This is a genomic window from Arthrobacter sp. EM1, assembly GCF_029964055.1.
In the GTDB taxonomy this organism is placed as follows: Bacteria; Actinomycetota; Actinomycetes; order Actinomycetales; family Micrococcaceae; genus Arthrobacter.
In genome coordinates this window covers 2,328,793-2,348,436 of record NZ_CP124836.1, presented here as the reverse complement: position 1 = coordinate 2,348,436, position 19,644 = coordinate 2,328,793, and the positions used below count along the sequence as shown (strand labels likewise).

The following is a 19,644-nucleotide window of genomic DNA, read 5'->3' as shown; positions in this document are numbered from 1 at the left end:
TCCTATTTAGGGATACACTCGACTTGTTGCTATTGCTCCTGATTCTCAATAACTGATCCGAGGTTACCCGTGCGTCGTCCTGCCGCCCGTGCCGTCGTTGCCGCCGTCGCCGGCATCACCTTGATGCTGACCGCCTGCACCCCAACACCGCGGAACTCCGCCGCGGGTGCGGGCGACGGAATCGTCGACGTCGTCGCCTCCACAAGTGTGTTCGGCAACATCGTGGGCACCATCGGAGGGGACAAGGTGCGGGTGACTTCCATCATTTCGCGCACCAGCCAGGACCCGCACTCTTATGAAGCCACTACGCAGGACAAGCTGGCTGTGTCCAAGGCCGAGCTGGTGGTGGAGAACGGCGGGGGCTACGACGACTTCCTGCAGAAGCTGGCCGAGGACACAGGACTGGACCACAACAACATCCTCAATGCCGTGGAGCTCTCCGGGCTGGCCCCGGAGGAGCCGGCAGGCGCGTCGGCAGGTGCCGATGACCAGACACACAGGCATGGCGGCAGCGGCTTCAACGAGCATGTCTGGTACAGCCTGCCTGCCATGGCCAGGCTGGCTGATGCCGTCGCGGCGAAGCTGGGCGAGCTTGAACCGTCCGGGGCCGGAACTTTCCGCAGCAATGCTGCGGCGTTCAAGAATTCACTCGGCGGGCTCGAAACCAGGCTGGCGGAAATCAAGGCCAGCACCGGCGTGGCGCCCGTTGCCGTGACGGAACCCGTGCCGCTCTACCTGTTGGAGGCTGCCGGCTTGGAAAACCAGACCCCGGCCGACTACACCACCGCAATCGAAGAAGACACGGATGTCCCGCCGGCGGTGCTCAAAGCCACGACCGACCTCATGGGCTCGGGCAACATCAGGCTGCTTGCCTATAACCAGCAGACCGAAGGTCCGCAAACGGCCGCCGTCAAAGACGCGGCAGCGGCCGCTGGGGTCCCGGTCGTGAACTTCAGTGAGACGCTGACGGAGGGCAACAGCTATCTGCAGTGGATGACGGACAACGTCGACAACATCGCCAAGGCCCTGGCCTAAAACGCCGCCCCCGGTGGCAGGACCACCGGCGCAGGCCCGCGGGTAGCCGCGGGCCTAAGATGGGCGGGACAGTGCTAACAGGCCCCTGGCCGGACCCGCCGATCCGACAGTCCACCCAGAGAACGCGAGTCCCGGGCTTGCGAAGAATTCGAGGAAACCCAAGTTGACACCCGTAGTGAGCCTCCGTGGGGCCTCCCTGACGTTCGGCAAGCGGACGTTGTGGGAGGGCCTGGACCTGGACATTAATCCGGGCGAATTCTTCGCTGTGCTCGGACCTAACGGCAGTGGAAAAACGACCTTCCTCAAGGTCCTGCTGGGACTGCAGGAGCTGAGCTCCGGCTCGGCCGTGCTCGCCGGCCGGCCTGTAGAGCGGGGCAGCCGGGGGATCGGCTACGTTCCGCAGCAGAAATCCTTTGATCCCGACACACCCCTGCGCGCCCGCGACCTCGTTGGGCTGGGCGTTGACGGCCACCGGTGGGGACTGCGGCTGGGCGCGGCAAAGGTGAACCGCCGGATCGATGAGCTCCTCGAGCTGGTGGGGGCATCCGACTACGCGATGGTCCCGGTGGGCCAGCTGTCCGGCGGCGAGCAGCAGCGGCTGAGGGTGGCGCAGGCACTGGCGACCGACCCGCAGGTGCTGCTGTGCGACGAGCCACTGCTGTCCCTGGACCTCCAGCACCAGCAGGCCGTGAGTGCGCTCATCAACCGGCAGTGCCATGACCGGGACAGTGCTGTGGTTTTTGTCACGCACGAGATCAACCCGATCATGGACTATGTTGACCGGGTCCTCTACCTGGCCGGCGGACGGTTCCGGGTGGGCCCGCCAGCGGAAGTTATGACCACCGAGGTCCTCTCAGATCTCTACGACAGCCACGTCGAAGTGATCCACGCCAACGGACGGCTGATTGTGGTCGGGCTGCCGGACGGCGCCACGCATCACCACGAGGACACCCATGTGGTGGCGGGGGAGGTGGGCTAGATGGACCTGGAAAGCCTGCTGGCATCAATCTTCAACTTCGAGAACTACGGCGAATTGCTCGCGCTGGTCCAGAATTCCCTCTGGGCCGGGGCGGTCCTGGGCCTGCTCGGCGGACTAATGGGAACCTTCGTAATGAAGCGGGATCTGGCCTTCGCCGTCCACGGAATCTCAGAACTCTCCTTTGCCGGTGCCGCCTTTGCCTTGCTGATCGGGGCTGACATCATCCTGGGCTCCCTGGTGGGATCCGTTGTGGCGGCGCTGCTGCTGGGCCTGCTGGGAGTCCGGGCCCGGGACAAAAACTCGATCATCGGCGTTATTATGCCGTTCGGCCTGGGCCTGGGCATCCTTTTCCTCTCCCTGTACGAGGGCCGGGCCGCCAATAAGTTCGGGCTGCTGACCGGACAGATCGTCTCCGTCGGAACCGTCCAGCTCCAGGTGCTGGCTGTGGTTGCCGTCGTCGTTATGCTTGCCCTGGTGGGCATCTGGCGGCCGCTGACCTTCGCCAGTGTGGACCCCGACGTTGCGTCCGCGCGCGGCGTGCCCGTGCGGGCGCTTGCCCTCGGGTTTATGCTGCTGCTCGGTGTCAGCGTTGCGCTTTCCATCCAGATTGTTGGCGCCCTGCTGGTGCTGGCACTGCTGATCACACCCGCTGCTGCGGCCATGCGGGTGACGTCTTCACCCGGGCTGGTGGTAATCCTCAGCGTGGCGTTCGCCATGACGGCCACGGTCGGGGGCATTATGCTGGCCCTCGGCGGGCGGATCCCCATTAGTCCGTATGTGACGACGCTGTCGTTCCTGATCTACGTCATCTGCCGGGTAGTTGGCGGGGTCCGGGCCAAACGCGGACTGAATGGACGCGTACTGCGGGATGCCGCCGTTCCGGCGGCCTGAGCTGCCGCCGGCGCTACTTCCCAGCCTGGCGGGCAGTGCAATCCGGGCAAAGCCCGAAAATCTCGACGGTGTGTTCCACCACTGTGAAGCCGTGTTCGGTTGCCGTCCGCGCGGCCCAGGCCTCGACGGCGGGGGCCTCTACTTCGACGGCCTTGCCGCAGTTGCGGCACAGCAGATGGTGGTGGTGCCCGGTGACGGCACAGCGGCGGTACACGGCTTCGCCGTCGGCGTTCCGGAGGACATCCACCAGGCCCTCGTCCGAGAGGGACTGCAGGATCCGGTATGAGGTGGCTAGGGACACCGAGGTGCCGCGGTCCTGCAAAATCCTGTGCAGCTCCTGGGTGCTGACGAAGTCGGTCAGTTCGTCCAGGACGGCGCTGACCGCGAGGCGCTGCCTGGTGACACGCTGCTCCTTGGCCGGGCCAGGGGCTGGGGCGGGGGCAGGCACCGTAGCCCGGGCGCCGTCGGCGGAGGCGCCTTGGGACATGGTGGAACTCGCTTCGCTGGAGGTCTGGATACGGTGTGATGGCAAGGTCCCAGATTACCAGCCGGGCACATGGACACCGCCGGGCCAGGACCTTAGGCTGGCCTGATGTTGCTCACGAAGTTCACCCATGCCTGTGTCCGGCTCGAGAAGGACGGCAAGGTGCTGGTGTTCGACCCCGGGACCTTCTCGGAAACAGACCGGGCCCTCGCCGGCGCGGATGCGGTGCTGATCACCCACGAACACGCCGACCACATCGATGTCGAGGCCGTTACTGCCGCACTTCTTGCCGGCGCCACCCTGCAGCTTTTCGCGCCGGCCGGGGTCGCGGCGAAACTGCGGGAAAAGGCGCCCGAGGCGGCGTCAAGGGTCCACCCGGTGGAACCCGGCGACGAGTTTGGAACGGCCGGGTTCGCCGTCCGGAGTTTCGGCGGGCAGCACGCACTGATCCATCCGCAGATTCCGGTGGTGGCCAATATCGGCTACCTCGTGGACGGGAACGTCTACCACCCGGGCGATTCCTTCATTGTGCCCGATGGTGTGGACGTCCGGACCCTGCTGGTACCGATCCACGGGCCCTGGAGCAAGGTGGGGGAGGTTATTGATTTCGTGATCGGCGTCCGGGCCCGGAAGGCCTACCCGATCCACGATGCCCTGCTCAATGAGAGCGGGCGCGGACTGGTGGAAGGGCATGTGTCCCGCTTCGGAGCCAAGTACGGCACCGAATACCTGCACCTCTCGACCGGTGACGCAGTGGAGGTTTAGGAAGGCGTTCAGCCTAGGACGGCCAGGCTCCGCTGGCGAAGAATTCCCGGATGGTCGCTTCATGCGGTTCGGGGTCGAGGCCCTGGGACCGCAGCCACTCCGGGCTGTAGTAGTTTCCGGCGTAGCGGTCTCCGCCGTCGCACATCAGGGACACCACGCTGCCCCGGTGTCCCTGGGCGATCATCTCTGCGATGAGTTGCCACACACCCCACAGGTTGGTTCCAGTGGAAGGGCCGGCGTGCAGGCCGGCATGGACAAGCAGGTGCCGCATCGCGGCCACCGACGCCGCGTCCGGAACCGGGATCATGTGGTCAATGACGGCCGGGACGAAGCTGGGTTCCAGCCGCGCCCGGCCGATGCCTTCGATCCGTGACGGCTGGCATTCGCCGGCCGGCGCGGCGAGCGCGGCCCTGCCGGGCACCGGCGTGCTGGCGGGCGTGCCCCGGCTTTCCAGCCAGCCGGGGTAAAACGCTGAATTCTCCGGATCCACTACGGCCAGTTCGGTGTTGTGGCGGTGATACCGGAGATAGCGGCCGATGGTTGCGCTGGTGCCGCCGGTGCCGGCGCCAACCACGATCCAGCGGGGGACCGGGTGCTCTTCCAAGGCGAGCTGGTCGAAGATTGACTCGGCAATGTTGTTGTTGCCCCGCCAATCCGTGGCACGCTCGGCATAGGTGAACTGGTCCATGTAGTGGCCGTTGGTCCGCCGTGCGAGTTCCGCGGCCGCCTCATAAACCTCCGAGGCGTGGTCCACCAGCAGGCAGGAACCGCCGAACTGTTCGATCAGTGCGATTTTCTCGCGGCTCGTGGTCCGGGCCATCACCGCAATGAACGGCAGCCCGAGCAGCCGGGCGAAGTAGGCTTCGGAGACTGCCGTGCTGCCGCTGGAGGCTTCAACAATCGTGGTGCCTTCGCAGATCCAGCCGTTCACCAGCCCGAACAGGAACAGCGAGCGGGCCAGCCGATGCTTAAGGCTTCCGGTCCGGTGGGTCGACTCGTCCTTGAGGTAGAGCCGGACGCCCCACTGTTCGGGCAGCGGCACCGAGTACAAGTGTGTGTCGGCGGAGCGGTTGTTCTCTGCGTTGACTCTGCGAATGGCCTCATCGGCCCAGGCCCTGTCCTGCTCTCGCGCTGTGATCACCGCACAAGCCTACCTGCGGCGCCAGATTCCCCTGGTTAGAGTTGGGGCATGCAGACCCTTATGGACGTCGCGGCCCTACATAACCGCCTCGGCGCAGACAGCATGGAACGGCGGACCGTGTTGCTTGATGTGCGCTGGGCGCTCGGCGACCCGAACGGCCGGGAGCACTACCTCGCCGAACACCTGCCCGGGGCGGTCTTTGTGGACCTCGCCAATGAACTGGCCGGGCCCGCGGACCCGCGCCGCGGCCGCCACCCGCTTCCGAGCCGGGACCACTTCCAACGATCAGCCCGCTCCTGGGGCATCCGCACCGGCGACGTTGTGGTTGCTTATGACAACAGCGGCAACCTCGCCGCCGCCCGGCTCTGGTGGATGCTCCGCCAGGCCGGGGTCCGCGATGTCTGCCTGCTCGACGGCGGCCTGGCCGCCTGGCTCGACGCGGGCTTCGACGTCGAAAGCGGAGAACCTGCAACGGGGCAAGGCGACGTGGTGCTGACGGGGCCTGCCATGGAGGTGGTTGACGAGGGCCAGGCGGCAACGTGGGGGCAGCACGGACTGCTGCTCGATGCCCGGGCGGGGGAGAGATACCGCGGCGAATTCGAGCCGGTGGATCCGCGAGCCGGCCATATTCCGGGCGCCGTGAGCGCACCCACCACGGCCAACCTTGGAGCGGATGGTAAGTTCCTGCCCGCGGACGTGTTGCGGGAACGCTTCGCCGGTCTCGGGGCGCGCGCCGACGTGCCCATCGCGGTCTACTGCGGATCCGGCGTCACGGCGGCCCACGAAATTGCAGCCCTTGAGATCGCCGGATTTCCTGCTGCGTTGTATCCGGGCTCGTTCTCCGAGTGGTGCAACAGTGTTTCCCACCCTGTGGTGACCGGGGACGAGCCGTACGGCGGGAACAGTTCCGGGGACTCACCGCGCTAGCCATTCGTTCGTATTCCCGCCCCGGCCCGGGCTGTGGCTCTTGCCGTGGTGCCCACCCCTTGACAATCCCTGGGTCATTTAGTTAACTACTTAACGAAATGACTAACAGCGAACATCAGGACATCGTCGGCAGTGCAGTCTTCAAGCTCCACCGTGCTACGGCCCTGGTGGACCGGATAGCAGACCGCTACCTTCTGGAACATCACGGAATCGGCTACTCGGGTTTCCTGGTCCTCCTCACCCTCGGCACCTCCGGGCCCCAGGCTCAACGGCAGATCGCGGACGCCCTCGACGTCTCCCGGGCTTCCATCACGCAGCGGCTGGGACGGCTGATCGGCGACGATCTGGTCATCGTGCGACCGGACCCACGGGACGCCCGGGCAAACACGATCTCGTTGTCGCCCAAGGGAACCGCGCTGCTGGCGAGCGCGTGGCAGGGTCTCGAAACCCATCAGGACGGAGTCGATGCGGGCGTGGATGAAGAAGCATTGGTTCAACAGCTCGACCGGATTATCGAAAATGCCCTGCGCGTCCTCCGGCCCGAAGAAGCCCGGCGGCCGGGCCGGGAGGTCCCGGCACCGGACCCGAGCGGGGGTTCGTTGTGACGGTAGATCAGCTCGCCGCGTTAGCCGCGTGCGTAATCCTGGCCGGCCTCGGGATTTTTCAGCTTGCACTCATCTGCGGAGCTCCGCTCGGCAGGATGGCGTGGGGCGGATACCACACCGTCCTCCCGGCCAAACTCAGGATAGGGAGCGCCGTGTCCGTTGTCCTCTATGGCCTGTTTGCCTATACGGCGTTGGCAAAGGCCGGGCTCGCCCCGCCGGTGATCAACGACGACGTGACCGCGGCCGCCGCCTGGGCGCTGACGGCATACTTCGCCCTGGGCGTTGTGATGAATGGGATCTCGCGCAGTAAACCCGAACGACTCACTATGACCCCGACAGTACTGGTCCTCGCACTCCTCTACCTTGTCCTGTCGCTGAACTAGCATTTCCTTGCTGAACAGACGTCCGGGCGGCGGCGGGCGGTACCGCCGACTTCCCGCGGCGAGTGGCATAGCGGCCGCTCCCGCGGGTAGCGTCAAACTATGACACCTGGACGCCCCGTACCGCCGCCCCTTGCCAAGCCGCTTCCCGATCTGACCGCGGGCACTACCGACAGCACGGACACCCTCACCCCGGGCCCGAGCCTCGCCGCCGCTTACGGCGCTACCGCCAGCGACAGCGGGTTGGTTCCCTTGACGGTTGCGCGCCGCGCGCCGAAGGACGACGACGTCGAAATCGCCATCGAGTTCTGCGGACTCTGCCATTCGGACGTCCATGCCACACGGGGCGAATGGGGAACCCAGAACTATCCGCTGGTTCCCGGCCACGAAATCGTGGGCCGGGTCAGCCGTGTCGGCTCCGCAGTCGACGAGTTCAGCCTCGGCGAGCGGGTGGGCGTCGGGTGCCTGGTTGATTCCTGCCGTGAATGCGAGAGCTGCCGTGACGGCCTGGAGCAGTACTGCGAAGACGGCATGACCGGGACCTACGGCGCGCAGGACCGCCGCAACGGGGACGCCATCACCCAGGGCGGCTACGCCACCTCTGTGGTTGTGGACCGCCGCTACGTCCTGCATATCCCGGACGGCCTTGATCCGGCTGCCGCGGCCCCGCTGCTGTGTGCAGGCATCACCACCTATTCCCCGCTGCGCCACTTCGGCCTCGAGGCGGGGGACGTTGTCGGCGTCGTTGGCCTCGGCGGACTGGGTCACATGGCTGTGAAGCTCGCCAAGGCCATGGGCGCCGAAGTGAAGGTCTTCACCACCTCGGAGTCCAAGGTCGCCGCCGCCCGCGAACTCGGCGCCGATGACGTCATCCTGTCCCGCGACGAGGCCGCGATGGACGCCGCGAACCGCAGCATCGACGTCATCATCGACACCGTCGCCGCGCCGCATGACCTCAACCCGTACTTCCGGACCCTGCGCGTGAACGGGGCGCTCTTCCAGCTGGGGCTGCCCTCCGAGGAGATGCCACCGGTGAACCCGGGCGCATTGATCCGCCGTCGGATCGCGTACGCAGGCTCACTGATCGGCGGCATCGCCGAGACCCAGGAAATGCTGGACTTCTGCGCCGAGCACGGTGTCACCTCCGACATTGAGGTGGTCCGCGCCGACCAGCTCAATGCGGCCTACGACCGCATGGTGGCCGGAGACGTGAAGTACCGTTTTGTCCTGGACACCAGTACCCTCGGAACACCCTCGGAAAGGGCAGACGCATGAGCACTCTCTTCACCAGGATCATCAACGGCGAGATCCCCGGCCGCTTCGTCTGGCGCGAGGACGACGTTGTGGCCTTCCTTACGGTAGGCCCGCTCGCCGACGGACACACCCTTGTGGTGCCAACCGCGGAGGTGGACCGCTGGACCGATGCGCCCGCTGAAATGCTGGCCCGCGTGATGCAGGTGGCCCAGACGATCGGGGCAGTCCAGGTCGGGGTGTTCGACGCGGCACGCGCCGGCCTGATTGTGGCCGGCTACGAGGTCAACCACCTCCATGTCCATGTGTGGCCGTCCCGCACCATGGCGGACTTCGACTTTGGCTCGGTGGACCAGAATCCCGATCCGACCCGGCTGGACGCCAACGCCGAAAAGCTCCGCGAAGGGCTCCGGAAAGCCGGACACTCGGCGCACGTTCCGGACGCCTGAGGCGTCGCCGCTCGGAGCCGCTGGCACCGGCCTGACGGCCCTAACGGGGCGTCAGGCAGGTGCCAGCGCCTTGTTGAGCACAGCGCGGATCCGCTTTTCCGAGACGGAATAGGCTGTCCCCAGCTCGACGGCGAAGAGGCTCACCCGGAGCTCCTCGATCATCCAGCGGACCTGGGTTAACTCGGTCCCGGCCCGCCTGCCCGGCAGCAGTGCCGACGCGGCGTCGTCGTAGTCGTCCTCCAGTGCCTGGACGGCGGCCATGTGCTGGGCGTCCCGCGCGACGTTCGTTGGGAGTTTCTCGAGGCGCTTCTCGATCGCCGCGAGGTAGCGCGGCAGCTGGCTGAGCTGGCTGTAGCCGGTGCGTGCCACAAAACCGGGAAACACAAGCTGCTCCAGCTGGCTCTTGATGTCGTTGAGTGCGCTGATCAGGGCCAGGCTCGTTGTGCCTTTGAGCGCCCGCTCGATCCGCCGGGTGCTGGCGAGAATCCGCTCCACGACGGCGGTAACCGTAAAGACCGTATCGATGAGGTCCGCCCGGACTTTCTCGTACAGGGCGTTGAACGATCCTTCGTCCCACGGCAGAGCGGCAGGGGTGAGCTTGTCGATGGCGGCGAGGGCGCAGTCGGCAATCAATGCCGTCACGGAGCCGTGCGGGTTTTGGCTGAACGTCAGCTTTTCCGCGTTGTTCAGGTGTTCCAGGACGTAGCGGTCCGGCGGCGGCACCCTCAGTGCGAGCAGGCGGATGACGCCGCCGCGCATGGCCTGCTCTTGTTCGGAGCTGGTCTGGAAAAGCCGGAGCGCCACCGACGCTCCCTCATCCACGAGCGCAGGGTAGCCGGTGACGGTGTGGCCCTTCACGGTGCCCCGGACCTCGCGCTGCACTGTTCCGAAGGACCAGGAGGTCAGTGCCGCCTTCTCGGCGAAACCGGTCGAGGCTGCGGCCTCCCCGGAGGCCGCAGTTGTAGACGCCGTGCCGGCAGCCTGCGCTGTCCCGGTGCGGGCCACCGAGTTCTTGGACGTGCCGTGGCCCATAATGCCGGACCGCGGCGCCGTTGTTGCGGGCGTGGCGCCCAGCGACTCCGCGATGGCGCGGCGGGTAGCCGGTGCCAGCCGATCCTGCAGCACTGAAAGGTCCTTGCCTTCCTCAAGTATCTTTCCGCCGGAATCCACCACTCGGAAGCTGACCCGCAGGTGCGGGGGAACAGCGTCCCAGCTCCAGGAATGCGGCGGGATGACCTGGCCGCGGATCCGGCGCAGGACCAGCTCGAGGGAGGCCTCCAGCTCGTCGGCGGCCGGATCGAAGTCCGCCTCGAGGGCTGCGACGGCCTGCCGGGCGACGTCCGGTGCCGGCACGAAGTTCTTACGCACCTGCTTGGGCAGCGACTTGATCAGGGCGGTGACCAGCTCCACGCGCTGGCCCGGAATGAGCCAGCGGAACGCCGCGTCGTCCAGCTGGTTCAGGAACAGCACGGGCACCTCGGCGGTGACGCCGTCGGACGGGTTGGGCGGCGACCCGGGGGCGACGGGATGGAACTCATAGCTCAGCGGCAGCTCAAAGCCCTTGTGCAGCAGGGTCTTCGGGTAGGCCGAGTCATCCAGGGCATCTGCGTCCTCACTGATCAGCAACGCCTGGTCGAAATCGAGCAGCGCCGGGTCCTGCTGCCGCGCGTCCTTCCACCACTTGTCGAAGTGCCGCTCGGAGACAACGTCCTTGCCGATCCGGGCGTCGTAGAACTCGAAGAGCGTCTCGTCGTCCACCAGGATGTCCCGGCGCCGCATCCGTGCCTCCAGCTCCTCGACCTCGTGCAGCAGGGCCCGGTTGCGGTGGAAGAACTTGTGGTGGGTCTGCCAGTCACCCTCGACGAGGGCATGGCGGATGAACAGCCCCCGGCAGAGCTCGGGGTCCACCTTGCCGTAGTTGATCCGGCGGCTCGGGATGATGGGCACGCCGTACAGCGTGACCTTTTCATGGGCCATCACCGAACCCATCTTTTTGGACCAATGCGGCTCGCTGTAGCTGCGCTTGACCAAGTCCGGCGCTACCTGCTCCACCCAGAGGGGATCGAACTTCGCGGCCACCCGCGCCCACAGCCTGCTCGTCTCCACCAGCTCAGCGGCCATCACGAAGGTGGGGGACTTCTTGAACAAGGCCGATCCCGGGAAAATCGCGAAGCGGCTGCCGCGGGCGCCTGCGTATTCGCGCTTGCGCTCGTCAAGGATGCCAACATGGCTCAGCAGGCCCGAGAGCAGGCTGATGTGGATGCCCTCATGGTTGCCCACCGGATCGGCGAGGCGCTTGTTGTCCAGGCTGATGCCGAGCGGCCGGGCCAGCTGGCGCAGCTGGGCGAAGAGGTCCTGCCACTCGCGGACACGCAGGTAGTTGATGAACTCGGCACGGCAGAGCCGGCGGAACGCGGTGGAGGAGAGCTCCTGCTGCTTTTCCTGGAGATAGTTCCAGAGATTCAGGAACCCGGTGAAGTCCGAGTTCTCATCCCGGAACCGCGCGTGTTTCTCCGCAGCGAGCTGCTGCTTGTCGGTCGGGCGCTCGCGCGGATCCTGGATGGTGAGGGCCGCGGCAAGGATCATGACCTCGCGGACGCAGCCGCGCTTGCCGGACTCGACGATCATCCGGCCGAGCCTCGGGTCCACCGGCAGCTGGGCAAGCTGCTGCCCGACGGCGGTCAGGGCCCCGCCGCTCCTCCCGTCGGCACCGGCCGGCAGCCGGCGGCCCGCGCGCTCACCCGTCTCCTCCGGCGCACGTGCTGTGCTCAGGGCACCGAGCTCGCGCAGGAGGGCGACGCCGTCGTTGATGGCGCGGGAGTCCGGCGGCTCCACAAACGGGAAGTTTTCGACATCCTTCGGCCCGCGGGCGACTCCCATAGCGGTCATCTGCAGGATGACTGCGGCGAGGTTGGTGCGCAGGATTTCCGGATCGGTGAACGGCGGGCGGGACTGAAAGTCCTCCGCCGAGTACAGCCGGATGGCAATGCCGTCCGAGACACGGCCGCAGCGCCCCGAACGCTGGTTTGCCGAGGCTTGGGATACCCGCTCGATCGGCAGGCGCTGGACCTTGGTGCGGTGCGAATAGCGGGAGATGCGGGCGGTGCCGGTGTCGATGACGTATTTGATGCCGGGGACGGTCAGGGAGGTCTCAGCGACGTTGGTGGCCAGCACAATCCGGCGCTTGGCCCCGGGGTGGAAGACCTTGTGCTGTTCCTGCAGGCTCAGCCGGGCGAAGAGCGGGAGCACCTCGGTTCCGGCGAGCTTCCGGTTGGACTGGATCCTGCCGTTGAGGGCCTCGGCGGCGTCGCGGATTTCACGCTCGCCGGAGAAAAAGATGAGGATGTCGCCGGGGGCTTCCTGCGCGAGTTCGTCGACGGCGTCGCAGACGGCGTCCAACGGGTCACGGTCCTCCTCCAGTTCATCGTCGGAGGCCGTGTCCGCGTCATCGCCGGTGGCTCCGCCGGCCGGCTGGGAGAGCGGCCGGTAGCGGATTTCGACCGGGAACGTCCGACCGGAGACCTCGATGATCGGCGCCGGTACGTCCTCGCTGCCGAAGTGCTTTGCGAAGCGCTGCGGGTCGATGGTGGCCGAGGTGATGATGATCTTCAGATCCGGCCGCTGCGGCAGGATCCGCTTGAGGTAGCCGAGGATGAAGTCGATGTTCAGGCTGCGCTCGTGGGCTTCATCGATAATGATGGCGTTGTATTTCCGCAGCAGCTTGTCGCGCCGGATCTCCGCCAGCAGAATGCCGTCGGTCATAAGCTTGACCTTGGTGTTGCGGCCAACCTCGCCCGTGAACCGGACCTGGAAGCCGACCTCCTGGCCGATCTCCACGCCGAGTTCCTCTGCGATGCGTTCGGCCACGGTGCGGGCCGCGAGCCGCCGCGGCTGGGTGTGACCGATCAGGCCGTTCTCGCCCAGGCCCAGCTCCAGGCACATCTTGGGAATCTGGGTCGTCTTACCTGAGCCGGTCTCGCCGGCAATGATGGTCACCTGGTTGGCCGCAATGGCCGCCATCAGGTCCTCGCGGCGCTCGGAAACGGGCAGCTCGGCGGGGTAGGAAATATGAAAAGTCATGGCTTCAGACAGTCTACTGGGAACTCTCGGGCCAGCGCCGCCAGTGCCGTCCGCACGAAGAAACTAAGCATACTGAAGAATATGTCGGTACCTGATGGTCTTGGCCTCACTATGACTACTATCGCAATCATTGGAGCGGGTTCCGGACTCGGCAAGGCGGTCGCGCGGCGTTTTGGCGCGGAAGGCTTCGCTGTCGCGCTGATTTCCCGTCACCAGGGAAACGTTGATGCCCTGGCCGCGGAGCTGGCCGGCGACGGCATCGAAGCCCGGGGCTTCGCAGCAGATGTCCGTAATCCCGAATCGATCACCACGGCACTGGAACGCGCCACCGAGGCACTCGGCCCGATTGAGGTCCTGCAGTACAGTCCGCTGCCGCAAAAAGACTTTATGCGACCGGTGCTTGAGACGACCCCGGCGGACCTTGTGGGCCCGGTGGAATTCTCCATCTACGGTCCGGTCGCAGCAGTGCACCAGGTCCAAGGCACAGCAGCACTTCGGCCGGCTCGACGTTGTGGTCAATAACGCCGGCTACGGCCAGTTCGGGACGGTTGAGGAACTAAGCGAGTCAGAGGCCCGGGACCAGATCGAGACGAATCTTTTTGGTGCGCTGTGGGTAACCCAGGCTGCGTTGCCGTTCCTGCGGAGCCAGGGCAGCGGCCACATCCTGCAGGTGTCCTCCGTAGGCGGCGTCTCGGCATTCCCCACTGTGGGCATCTACCACGCCTCCAAGTGGGCGCTGGAGGGTCTGAGCCAGTCGCTCGCGCAGGAAGTGGAAGGCTTCGGCATCAAAGTGACATTGATCGAGCCAGGCGGCTTCGCCACGGATTGGGGCGGCAGCTCGGCGCGCCACTCCAACGCCCTGCCGGCCTACGACGCGGTGCGGGAGCAGGCCGCCAATCGGCCCAGCCGCCGCGGAACGCCGGGAGATCCCGTGGCTACGAGGGATGCCATCCTGACGCTGGTCGACTCTGAGGCGCCCCCGTTGCGCATCTTCTTCGGCGAGGCGCCGCTGGGGATCGTGACGGCCGATTATGAAGCGCGGCTGGCTGCCTGGAACGAATGGCAACCACTCTCCGTAGCCGCCCACGGCGGCCGGAGCTAATAAAAGGAGGCCCCATTGCCGGTCCGTGGACCGGCCGCGGTGCCTCCTTTCGCCCGGCTCAGAAGATCCGGAGGGTATGGCTGACGCTGGGCAGGTCCCGTGCGGACCGGTAGTCGTCCGAACGGACCGGCGGGTTGTGGCCCGGCCCGTCCCTGCGCAGTGCGGAGACCGTGGCGCCGATGCCAACGACGGTTAGGATAACGACGGTGATTCCGACGAGTTCCATAGCTCCATGGTTCGCCGGTCCGGGGGTCAAACAAAGTGGCAGAAATGCCCATAAAGACATAATTTCTGCCAAGCTTGCTTGATGATCAACTCAGTGGCGATGATCGTGGTGCCGCGCTTTTCAATCTTCGAATTCGCGACGGCCTTCGAAGTGTTTGGCGTCGATCGCTCGGAGCGCGGAACCGGCGTGCCGGTTTTTGATTTTCGGGTCTGCACTCCGGTACCCGGCGATGTCCCGATGAAGTCAGGACTGTCCATGCGGATAGATTTCGGGCTCGACGCCGCGGCGGACGCGGACCTCGTGATCATGACCCCCTACGACCGGGACGGGGACCTTCCCGAACCCGTCCTTGAGGCGCTCCGTGCCGCGCACGCCCGCGGTGCCTGGGTGATGTCCATCTGTTCCGGGGCTTTTGCGCTGGCCCGGGCTGGACTGCTGGACGGCCGCCGCTGCACCACCCACTGGCACTTTTCCCGGGAGCTCGCCGGACAGTACCCTGCAGTTTTGGTCGACGAGGACGTCCTTTACGTCGAAGACGGCCGAATCATCACGAGTGCCGGCACGGCCGCAGGTATCGACGCCTGCCTGCATTTGGTCCGGGTGGAATTTGGGGCCGCCGTCGCAGCGGCCATCGCCCGGGACATGGTGGTGCCGCCGCACCGGGACGGGGGCCAGGTCCAATTCATCGACCGGCCAATACCGGCCTGCGGCTCCGCGCCCATGGAGGAATTGCTGCAATGGATGCTCCGCCATCTGGGGGAGGAGCATCCGGTCAATGAACTTGCCGCCCGCGTCCATATGTCACCCCGGACGTTCGCCCGTCGGTTTCGTTCCGAAACGGGCGCCACCCCTGCTGCCTGGCTCAATTCCCAGCGTGTACTCCGCGCCCAGGAGCTGTTGGAGACCACTGACCTCACTATTGACGAGATCGCCCGCGCCTCAGGTTTCGGCCATTCGGTGCTGTTGCGGCACCACTTCGCCAAGGTGCTTGACACCAGCCCGCAGTCCTACCGCCGTACTTTCCGCGGACACCTGTCGACTGCTGTCTAACGGACCCGCTGAGTCATCGAAGCGGCGCGGTCACCCCGCCCGACGTTGGCTCCGCCGCAGCTTTGGCCGTTTCCACGAGGTCCCGCCACGGTCCGGTGACGGCGTTCTCCGGCAGGGTGGCGCGCCGCTGTCCGGCCCGGATGTTGTACAGGAACCGGTCGGGCTGCCCCCCGTCGGCTCCCCGGGCCGCAGCCGGGACCGTGTCCCAGGGGCAGGCCTCGATCAGCGGTTGCCAGAGATCCGTATCCTCCGGCGGCGCGGGTTGCACGGTCCACGTCCGCTTTATGCCGGCAATGCCACCGCTGCGCTGGACAGTAATCTTCACTAGGCACCGGCTTGAATCGAAAACGGGTTTGGTAGGACGGCCATTTGCATGGACCTCGAATTTTTAGGGCGGTGACGTTCACGGGATCCGGAGCGGGACCGGGAAGTCTACCGCCGGACGCCAGTGAACTTTACCTTCACAGTTTCCCACGCGGAGAGCACGGCGTCATGCTCTTTGGATTCGGCTCCGAAAAGCTCCCCGGCCGAGGCCGCAGTGGCCTTGGCGAATGCGCCGAAGGTGGCATCCGGAGCCAGGGTGCCGCCCGTCAGCGTTTCGTACCAGATCCGTCCCGGCGCCTCCCAGGCGTTGCCGCCCAGCGCCGCCGCCACGAGGTAGAACGCCCGGTTGGGGATGCCGGAGTTGATGTGCACGCCGCCGTTGTCGGCACTGGTGCGCACATAGCCTTCCATCGAGCCCGGCTGCGGGTCCTTGCCGAGAACGTCGTCGTCATACGCAGTGCCGGGGTCTTTGAGGGAACGCAGGGCGGCCCCCTGGACCTTGTCCGTAAAGAGGCCCTCGCCGATCAGCCAGCTGGCCTCCGCCGTCGTCTGCTTCCCGAGAAACTGCTCAACCAGGGCGCCGAAGACATCTGACATTGATTCGTTCAGTGCGCCTGCCTGGTTGCGGTAAACCAAGCCGGCCGAGTACTGCGTGACGCCATGGGCGAGTTCGTGGCCGATCACACTCAGGGACTTTGTGAACCGCTCGAAAACCTCGCCGTCGCCGTCGCCGAAGACCATCTGCCGGCCGTCCCAGAAGGCGTTGTCGTACAGGCGGCCATAGTGAACCGTGGCATCAAGGTGAAGTCCATTGCCGTCGATGGAGTTCCGGCCGAAGGCCTCGGCGTAGAGCCGGTGGGTGTGGCCCAGACCGTCGTAGGCCTCGTTGGCTGCGGGGTCGTTGACGGGTGGCTCACCCTCCTTGCGGACCATGCTGCCGGGGAGTTGCTCGGCTGATTTGGCGTCATAGACTGTCCGTTCCGGTGGGGACGGCCTAAGTTCGCGCAGGGCGGGATGGCTGCCTGGCCCGGGTGTGGCACGGGAAGCCTGAAACCCCGGGACGTGCAGCAGGGCTTCCTTGGCTGCACGCGCTACCGCGGAGTGTTCGGGTCCGTGCTGGGCTGCCAGGCGGCGGAGCAAATACGGAGGAATGATGGTGCAGTACATGTGAGACCCCTTTGCGCTTCGGCGGGATCCGGTAGTGGTGCGGTGGCCGCACCCGGGCAGGCCACCGCCTCCAGCCACCAGGCCGAGACCCCGCTGCCGATGCACCCAGCCTACGAGCGGGCACCGACAAATGGCAGGGTGGCGCGCCTTGAATGCCCCGTCCGCCTGCCCGTTGCGTCGAGATGCAAAGAACCCCGCCGTTTCAATGAAACGGCGGGGTTCTTGTTTGTGCCCTCGATTGGAATCGAACCAACGACCTTCTGCTCCGGAGGCAGACGCTCTATCCCCTGAGCTACGAGGGCAGTCAGGGTTCCTGCCGTTACCGGCGGGACGTCCTAGAGCTTAGCAGGAAGGGGGCCTCCAAGGGAAAATCGACGCGCTCAGTAGCCGGAGAAGGAGTCCACGTGGATCCTCCGAGCCCCGGACCGGCGGGCAGCGGCGCTGAGTGAGCGGACACTCGCCGGCGAGCCCGACACGTAGACATCCCGGTCCGCGACGTCGGGAACAAGATCTTTCAGCGAGGCACCATCGATCCGGACGGCGCCCGCGTCCTGCATAAACGCCGGCGGGGCGGACCCGTCGGCCAGGCGGGCGATAACCCGGACGCCGGTGCGTTCGAGCTCATCGGCGTAGGCGAGTTCGGCGGCACTCACGGCGAGGTACAGCAGGACCACGTCCCGCGCACCGGCGGAAGCCCCGGTCAGCTGGGCCAGATACGGGGTGATGCCGATACCGGCCGCGATCAGCAGCACCGGCGCTCCGGCCGCCCGCGGCAGCACAAAGTCGCCGCCGATGCTGGTGGCCGTCAGTTCTTGGCCGGGTTCCAGGGCCAGGAGCGACTGTTTTGCCGTGGAGAGCTGACCGCCCGTCCCGACCCCGATCGTCAGCGAGGTCGAGTCCGGCGGATTGGTCAGGCTGAAGACCCGCCGCCGGCCTTTGTGGTCGGCCTTCGAATGCGGCAGGTTCAGTTCGATGTACTGTCCCGGGGTGAAGCGGAGCGGGCGCTCCGGCTGGAAGCTGAATTCCGTCGTCGTCGGGGTCAACGGACGCGAGCCCCGGAAGCGGAGCAGCACACGGCCGCGCTGGCCGGCGGCAAAAGCGAGGGCGTTCCCTGCCAGCAGCGCCAGTTCGGGGGAATTGGCCACGAAGCCCAGGTTGTACGGGACGGCGAACAGCAGCCCGACGACGGCGGCCAGCGCCAGCTGCTGCCACCGCCGCGGCGGCAGGGTGAGCGGCTCGGTGAGCATAAAACCGACGAAGAACAGCACCGGGCGCTGTGCCAGGGTCTGCCACAGCGCCTCGCCCGGCAGCATCCCGGTGCGCAGCAGTTCCACGGCTACAACTGACACTGCAACCAGCGTGAACACGGACGCCATCAGCAGCTTCCGGACCCGGTAGAGCACCAGCAGGACCCCGGGCAGCACCAGCCAGAGCATTGCCGGGGTGGCGGCCCACCAGGTGGCGATGTTGAGTCCGGTCAGCCCGGTGAGGAACGCCCCCGCCGCCGCCGGGTTGAAAAGGTGGCGGCCGCGCCAGGCCAGCGCGTATTTAGATACCGAGGCCAGCACGCAGGCGAGGGCGACACCGGCCAGATCCAGGTACTGCAGCCCGGCCGAGAACTGCGTCGGCCAGAACAGGAAGTACAGCAGCAGCCCGGTAATCAGCGCCGACTCGGAGTGCGGCCGCACATGGAACACTGCTGCGAGGCCCCGGTTGGAGGCATAGCTCAAGCCCAGGCAGAGGACCAGGTGGGCGGTCATCTCCGGGAGCCCGAACGTCAGCCAGCCGAGCACATCGAGCAACAGGCTGTAGCCGGCCAGCACGGCCAGGACCCACAGGACCAGCCGGTACATCGTAAACCGGCCCAGGGCTGCGTCCAGCCGTGAGCTGAGAGGTGTCGGGATTGTGGTGGTCATGGGAACAGCACCCCTTCAAAATCGGCTGAGTACTCGGCGTGGCCGTCCGAGTGGACCGTCAGCCAGGCGACGTCGAATGTCTCCTGCAAACGGGATCCCTCGACGAAAAACAGCGCAGTTGCCAGTGCATCGGCGACCATGGCCGTCGCAGCCATGGCCCAGCTGGCAACGACGGTGCGCACCGGCACCCCGGTGGTTCCGTCCAGCACGTGGTGCAGTCCGTCGCCCCAGGCCCGCCGGTTTGCAGCGGACCCGCAAAGTGCGCCGGATCCCAGACGCACGATGCCGATGGCCCGGTCAGGATCATAAGGATGCTCAAGGCCCACATCCACACCCAGGGCGCCGGCATTGAGCAAATCACCGCCGGCATCGATGAAATGTTCCTCGATCCCGGCGTCGCGAAGTACTGCGGACATCAGGTCCGCCAGCTGGCCTTTGCCGGCGGCCCCGACGTCGATCACCACCGGGGCGCTGATGGTCAACACCCTTCCCTGCCAGTTCAGCACCTCGTCCCAAACCGGGGCAGGCAAGGGCACCCCGACCGGGCGCAGGGAGTACCCGGCGTTATAGCCGAGCTGTTCGAGGCTGGCGCCGATGAGCGGTGTCATGGCACCGCCGGTGAGCGTATACAGCGTCTGATAGAGCGGCCCCAGGGTGGCTGCCTCGGCCGGCAGGACGTAGCGGCCCGGCCGCCTCGCCGCGGCAGAGATCAGGGAGTCCGGCCGGAACCGGGACCAGGCGCTGTCGTAGTCCGAGAGGGTGGCGAGCAGCCGGCGGCGGAGCGCGTCCGGAAGCGGTGCGGGTGTTGAGATCTCCCAACGGGTACCGATTCCTTCGAAACGGAAACCGGTCCAGCCCGGATGCGCCACGTT

Annotated in this window: 20 protein-coding genes and 1 tRNA gene; 12 read left to right on the top strand and 9 right to left on the bottom strand. The window is 66.4% G+C overall.

Going from position 1 to position 19,644, the window contains the following annotated elements:
• Positions 1-69: 69 nt before the first annotated feature.
• The 3 genes from QI450_RS10835 to QI450_RS10825 all read left to right on the top strand — a co-directional run bounded on the left by QI450_RS10835 (position 70) and on the right by QI450_RS10825 (position 2,905).
• Positions 70-1,035 (top strand): zinc ABC transporter substrate-binding protein, encoded by a 966-nt coding sequence (locus QI450_RS10835; protein WP_226774422.1) that lies wholly within the window; start codon positions 70-72, stop codon positions 1,033-1,035.
• A gap of 163 nt (positions 1,036-1,198) precedes the next feature.
• Positions 1,199-2,014: a metal ABC transporter ATP-binding protein gene (locus tag QI450_RS10830; protein WP_226774423.1), complete on the top strand. Its 816-nt coding sequence runs from the start codon at positions 1,199-1,201 to the stop codon at positions 2,012-2,014.
• A complete protein-coding gene (locus QI450_RS10825; RefSeq protein WP_226774424.1) occupies positions 2,015-2,905 on the top strand; it encodes a metal ABC transporter permease in 891 nt (296 codons plus the stop codon). It abuts the gene before it with no gap.
• A gap of 13 nt (positions 2,906-2,918) precedes the next feature.
• Here the strand turns inward: QI450_RS10825 and QI450_RS10820 are convergent, their stop codons facing one another.
• Complete coding sequence (locus QI450_RS10820; protein WP_226774488.1) at positions 2,919-3,392, bottom strand: Fur family transcriptional regulator; 474 nt, start codon at positions 3,390-3,392, stop codon at positions 2,919-2,921.
• 105 nt (positions 3,393-3,497) lie between these two features.
• On the opposite strand from QI450_RS10820, the gene QI450_RS10815 reads away from it, so the two are divergent.
• The gene (locus tag QI450_RS10815; RefSeq protein ID WP_226774425.1) at positions 3,498-4,154 is read left to right on the top strand and encodes an MBL fold metallo-hydrolase; all 657 of its coding nucleotides are present in this window, start codon (positions 3,498-3,500) and stop codon (positions 4,152-4,154) included.
• A gap of 13 nt (positions 4,155-4,167) precedes the next feature.
• Here the strand turns inward: QI450_RS10815 and QI450_RS10810 are convergent, their stop codons facing one another.
• Positions 4,168-5,295 (bottom strand): PLP-dependent cysteine synthase family protein, encoded by a 1,128-nt coding sequence (locus QI450_RS10810; protein WP_226774426.1) that lies wholly within the window; start codon positions 5,293-5,295, stop codon positions 4,168-4,170.
• 48 nt (positions 5,296-5,343) lie between these two features.
• On the opposite strand from QI450_RS10810, the gene QI450_RS10805 reads away from it, so the two are divergent.
• From QI450_RS10805 to QI450_RS10785, 5 genes are all read left to right on the top strand, one after another.
• The gene (locus QI450_RS10805; protein WP_226774427.1) at positions 5,344-6,222 is read left to right on the top strand and encodes a sulfurtransferase; all 879 of its coding nucleotides are present in this window, start codon (positions 5,344-5,346) and stop codon (positions 6,220-6,222) included.
• Positions 6,223-6,320: 98 nt separating this feature from the next.
• Complete coding sequence (locus tag QI450_RS10800; protein ID WP_226774428.1) at positions 6,321-6,827, top strand: MarR family winged helix-turn-helix transcriptional regulator; 507 nt, start codon at positions 6,321-6,323, stop codon at positions 6,825-6,827.
• On the top strand, positions 6,824-7,210 hold the full coding sequence (locus QI450_RS10795) for a hypothetical protein (protein ID WP_282468006.1): 387 nt from the start codon (positions 6,824-6,826) through the stop codon (positions 7,208-7,210). The genes QI450_RS10800 and QI450_RS10795 overlap by 4 nt, the downstream gene beginning before the upstream one ends.
• 99 nt (positions 7,211-7,309) lie before the next feature.
• Positions 7,310-8,482 carry an NAD(P)-dependent alcohol dehydrogenase gene (locus tag QI450_RS10790; RefSeq protein WP_226774430.1) on the top strand — a complete coding sequence of 391 codons (1,173 nt, stop codon included), beginning with the start codon at positions 7,310-7,312 and terminating at the stop codon, positions 8,480-8,482.
• The gene (locus tag QI450_RS10785; protein ID WP_226774431.1) at positions 8,479-8,907 is read left to right on the top strand and encodes an HIT family protein; all 429 of its coding nucleotides are present in this window, start codon (positions 8,479-8,481) and stop codon (positions 8,905-8,907) included. Before QI450_RS10790 ends, QI450_RS10785 begins: the two co-directional genes overlap by 4 nt.
• Positions 8,908-8,958: 51 nt before the next feature.
• Here QI450_RS10785 and hrpA read toward each other — a convergent pair whose 3' ends face one another.
• Positions 8,959-12,987, bottom strand: coding sequence for an ATP-dependent RNA helicase HrpA (gene hrpA, locus QI450_RS10780; protein WP_226774432.1), 4,029 nt, complete (start codon positions 12,985-12,987; stop codon positions 8,959-8,961).
• Between the two features lie 111 nt (positions 12,988-13,098).
• On the opposite strand from hrpA, the gene QI450_RS10775 reads away from it, so the two are divergent.
• Entirely contained in the window at positions 13,099-13,509 is a 411-nt protein-coding gene (locus tag QI450_RS10775) for an SDR family NAD(P)-dependent oxidoreductase (RefSeq protein WP_226774433.1), read from the top strand.
• The gene (locus QI450_RS10770; RefSeq protein ID WP_226774434.1) at positions 13,499-14,089 is read left to right on the top strand and encodes an SDR family NAD(P)-dependent oxidoreductase; all 591 of its coding nucleotides are present in this window, start codon (positions 13,499-13,501) and stop codon (positions 14,087-14,089) included. The genes QI450_RS10775 and QI450_RS10770 overlap by 11 nt, the downstream gene beginning before the upstream one ends.
• A 58-nt stretch (positions 14,090-14,147) precedes the next feature.
• Here the strand turns inward: QI450_RS10770 and QI450_RS10765 are convergent, their stop codons facing one another.
• Entirely contained in the window at positions 14,148-14,315 is a 168-nt protein-coding gene (locus QI450_RS10765) for a hypothetical protein (RefSeq protein ID WP_226774435.1), read from the bottom strand.
• 81 nt (positions 14,316-14,396) lie between these two features.
• Between QI450_RS10765 and QI450_RS10760 the strand changes: the two genes are divergently transcribed.
• Complete coding sequence (locus QI450_RS10760) at positions 14,397-15,365, top strand: helix-turn-helix domain-containing protein (protein ID WP_226774436.1); 969 nt, start codon at positions 14,397-14,399, stop codon at positions 15,363-15,365.
• Between the two features lie 13 nt (positions 15,366-15,378).
• On the opposite strand, the gene QI450_RS10755 is transcribed toward QI450_RS10760, so the two are convergent.
• The 5 genes from QI450_RS10755 to QI450_RS10735 all read right to left on the bottom strand — a co-directional run bounded on the left by QI450_RS10755 (position 15,379) and on the right by QI450_RS10735 (position 19,641).
• On the bottom strand, positions 15,379-15,690 hold the full coding sequence (locus tag QI450_RS10755) for a protealysin inhibitor emfourin (protein ID WP_226774437.1): 312 nt from the start codon (positions 15,688-15,690) through the stop codon (positions 15,379-15,381).
• A 107-nt stretch (positions 15,691-15,797) separates the two neighbouring features.
• On the bottom strand, positions 15,798-16,856 hold the full coding sequence (locus tag QI450_RS10750) for a M4 family metallopeptidase (protein WP_226774438.1): 1,059 nt from the start codon (positions 16,854-16,856) through the stop codon (positions 15,798-15,800).
• A 229-nt stretch (positions 16,857-17,085) separates the two neighbouring features.
• Positions 17,086-17,158: transfer RNA gene (locus tag QI450_RS10745), tRNA-Arg, on the bottom strand.
• 78 nt (positions 17,159-17,236) lie between these two features.
• On the bottom strand, positions 17,237-18,772 hold the full coding sequence (locus QI450_RS10740) for an oxidoreductase (protein WP_226774439.1): 1,536 nt from the start codon (positions 18,770-18,772) through the stop codon (positions 17,237-17,239).
• Positions 18,769-19,641 (bottom strand): FAD:protein FMN transferase, encoded by an 873-nt coding sequence (locus tag QI450_RS10735; RefSeq protein WP_226774440.1) that lies wholly within the window; start codon positions 19,639-19,641, stop codon positions 18,769-18,771. Before QI450_RS10735 ends, QI450_RS10740 begins: the two co-directional genes overlap by 4 nt.
• Positions 19,642-19,644: the final 3 nt, after the last annotated feature.

Coding starts and splice junctions, on each gene's coding strand:
- QI450_RS10825 (WP_226774424.1), top strand. CDS start 2,015: ATGGACCTGGAAAGCCTGCTGGCATCAATCTTCAACTTCGAGAACTAC.
- QI450_RS10820 (WP_226774488.1), bottom strand. CDS start 3,392: ATGTCCCAAGGCGCCTCCGCCGACGGCGCCCGGGCTACGGTGCCTGCC.
- QI450_RS10815 (WP_226774425.1), top strand. CDS start 3,498: ATGTTGCTCACGAAGTTCACCCATGCCTGTGTCCGGCTCGAGAAGGAC.
- QI450_RS10805 (WP_226774427.1), top strand. CDS start 5,344: ATGCAGACCCTTATGGACGTCGCGGCCCTACATAACCGCCTCGGCGCA.
- QI450_RS10800 (WP_226774428.1), top strand. CDS start 6,321: ATGACTAACAGCGAACATCAGGACATCGTCGGCAGTGCAGTCTTCAAG.
- QI450_RS10790 (WP_226774430.1), top strand. CDS start 7,310: ATGACACCTGGACGCCCCGTACCGCCGCCCCTTGCCAAGCCGCTTCCC.
- QI450_RS10785 (WP_226774431.1), top strand. CDS start 8,479: ATGAGCACTCTCTTCACCAGGATCATCAACGGCGAGATCCCCGGCCGC.
- hrpA (WP_226774432.1), bottom strand. CDS start 12,987: ATGACTTTTCATATTTCCTACCCCGCCGAGCTGCCCGTTTCCGAGCGC.
- QI450_RS10775 (WP_226774433.1), top strand. CDS start 13,099: ATGACTACTATCGCAATCATTGGAGCGGGTTCCGGACTCGGCAAGGCG.
- QI450_RS10765 (WP_226774435.1), bottom strand. CDS start 14,315: ATGGAACTCGTCGGAATCACCGTCGTTATCCTAACCGTCGTTGGCATC.
- QI450_RS10760 (WP_226774436.1), top strand. CDS start 14,397: ATGATCAACTCAGTGGCGATGATCGTGGTGCCGCGCTTTTCAATCTTC.
- QI450_RS10750 (WP_226774438.1), bottom strand. CDS start 16,856: ATGTACTGCACCATCATTCCTCCGTATTTGCTCCGCCGCCTGGCAGCC.
- QI450_RS10740 (WP_226774439.1), bottom strand. CDS start 18,772: ATGACCACCACAATCCCGACACCTCTCAGCTCACGGCTGGACGCAGCC.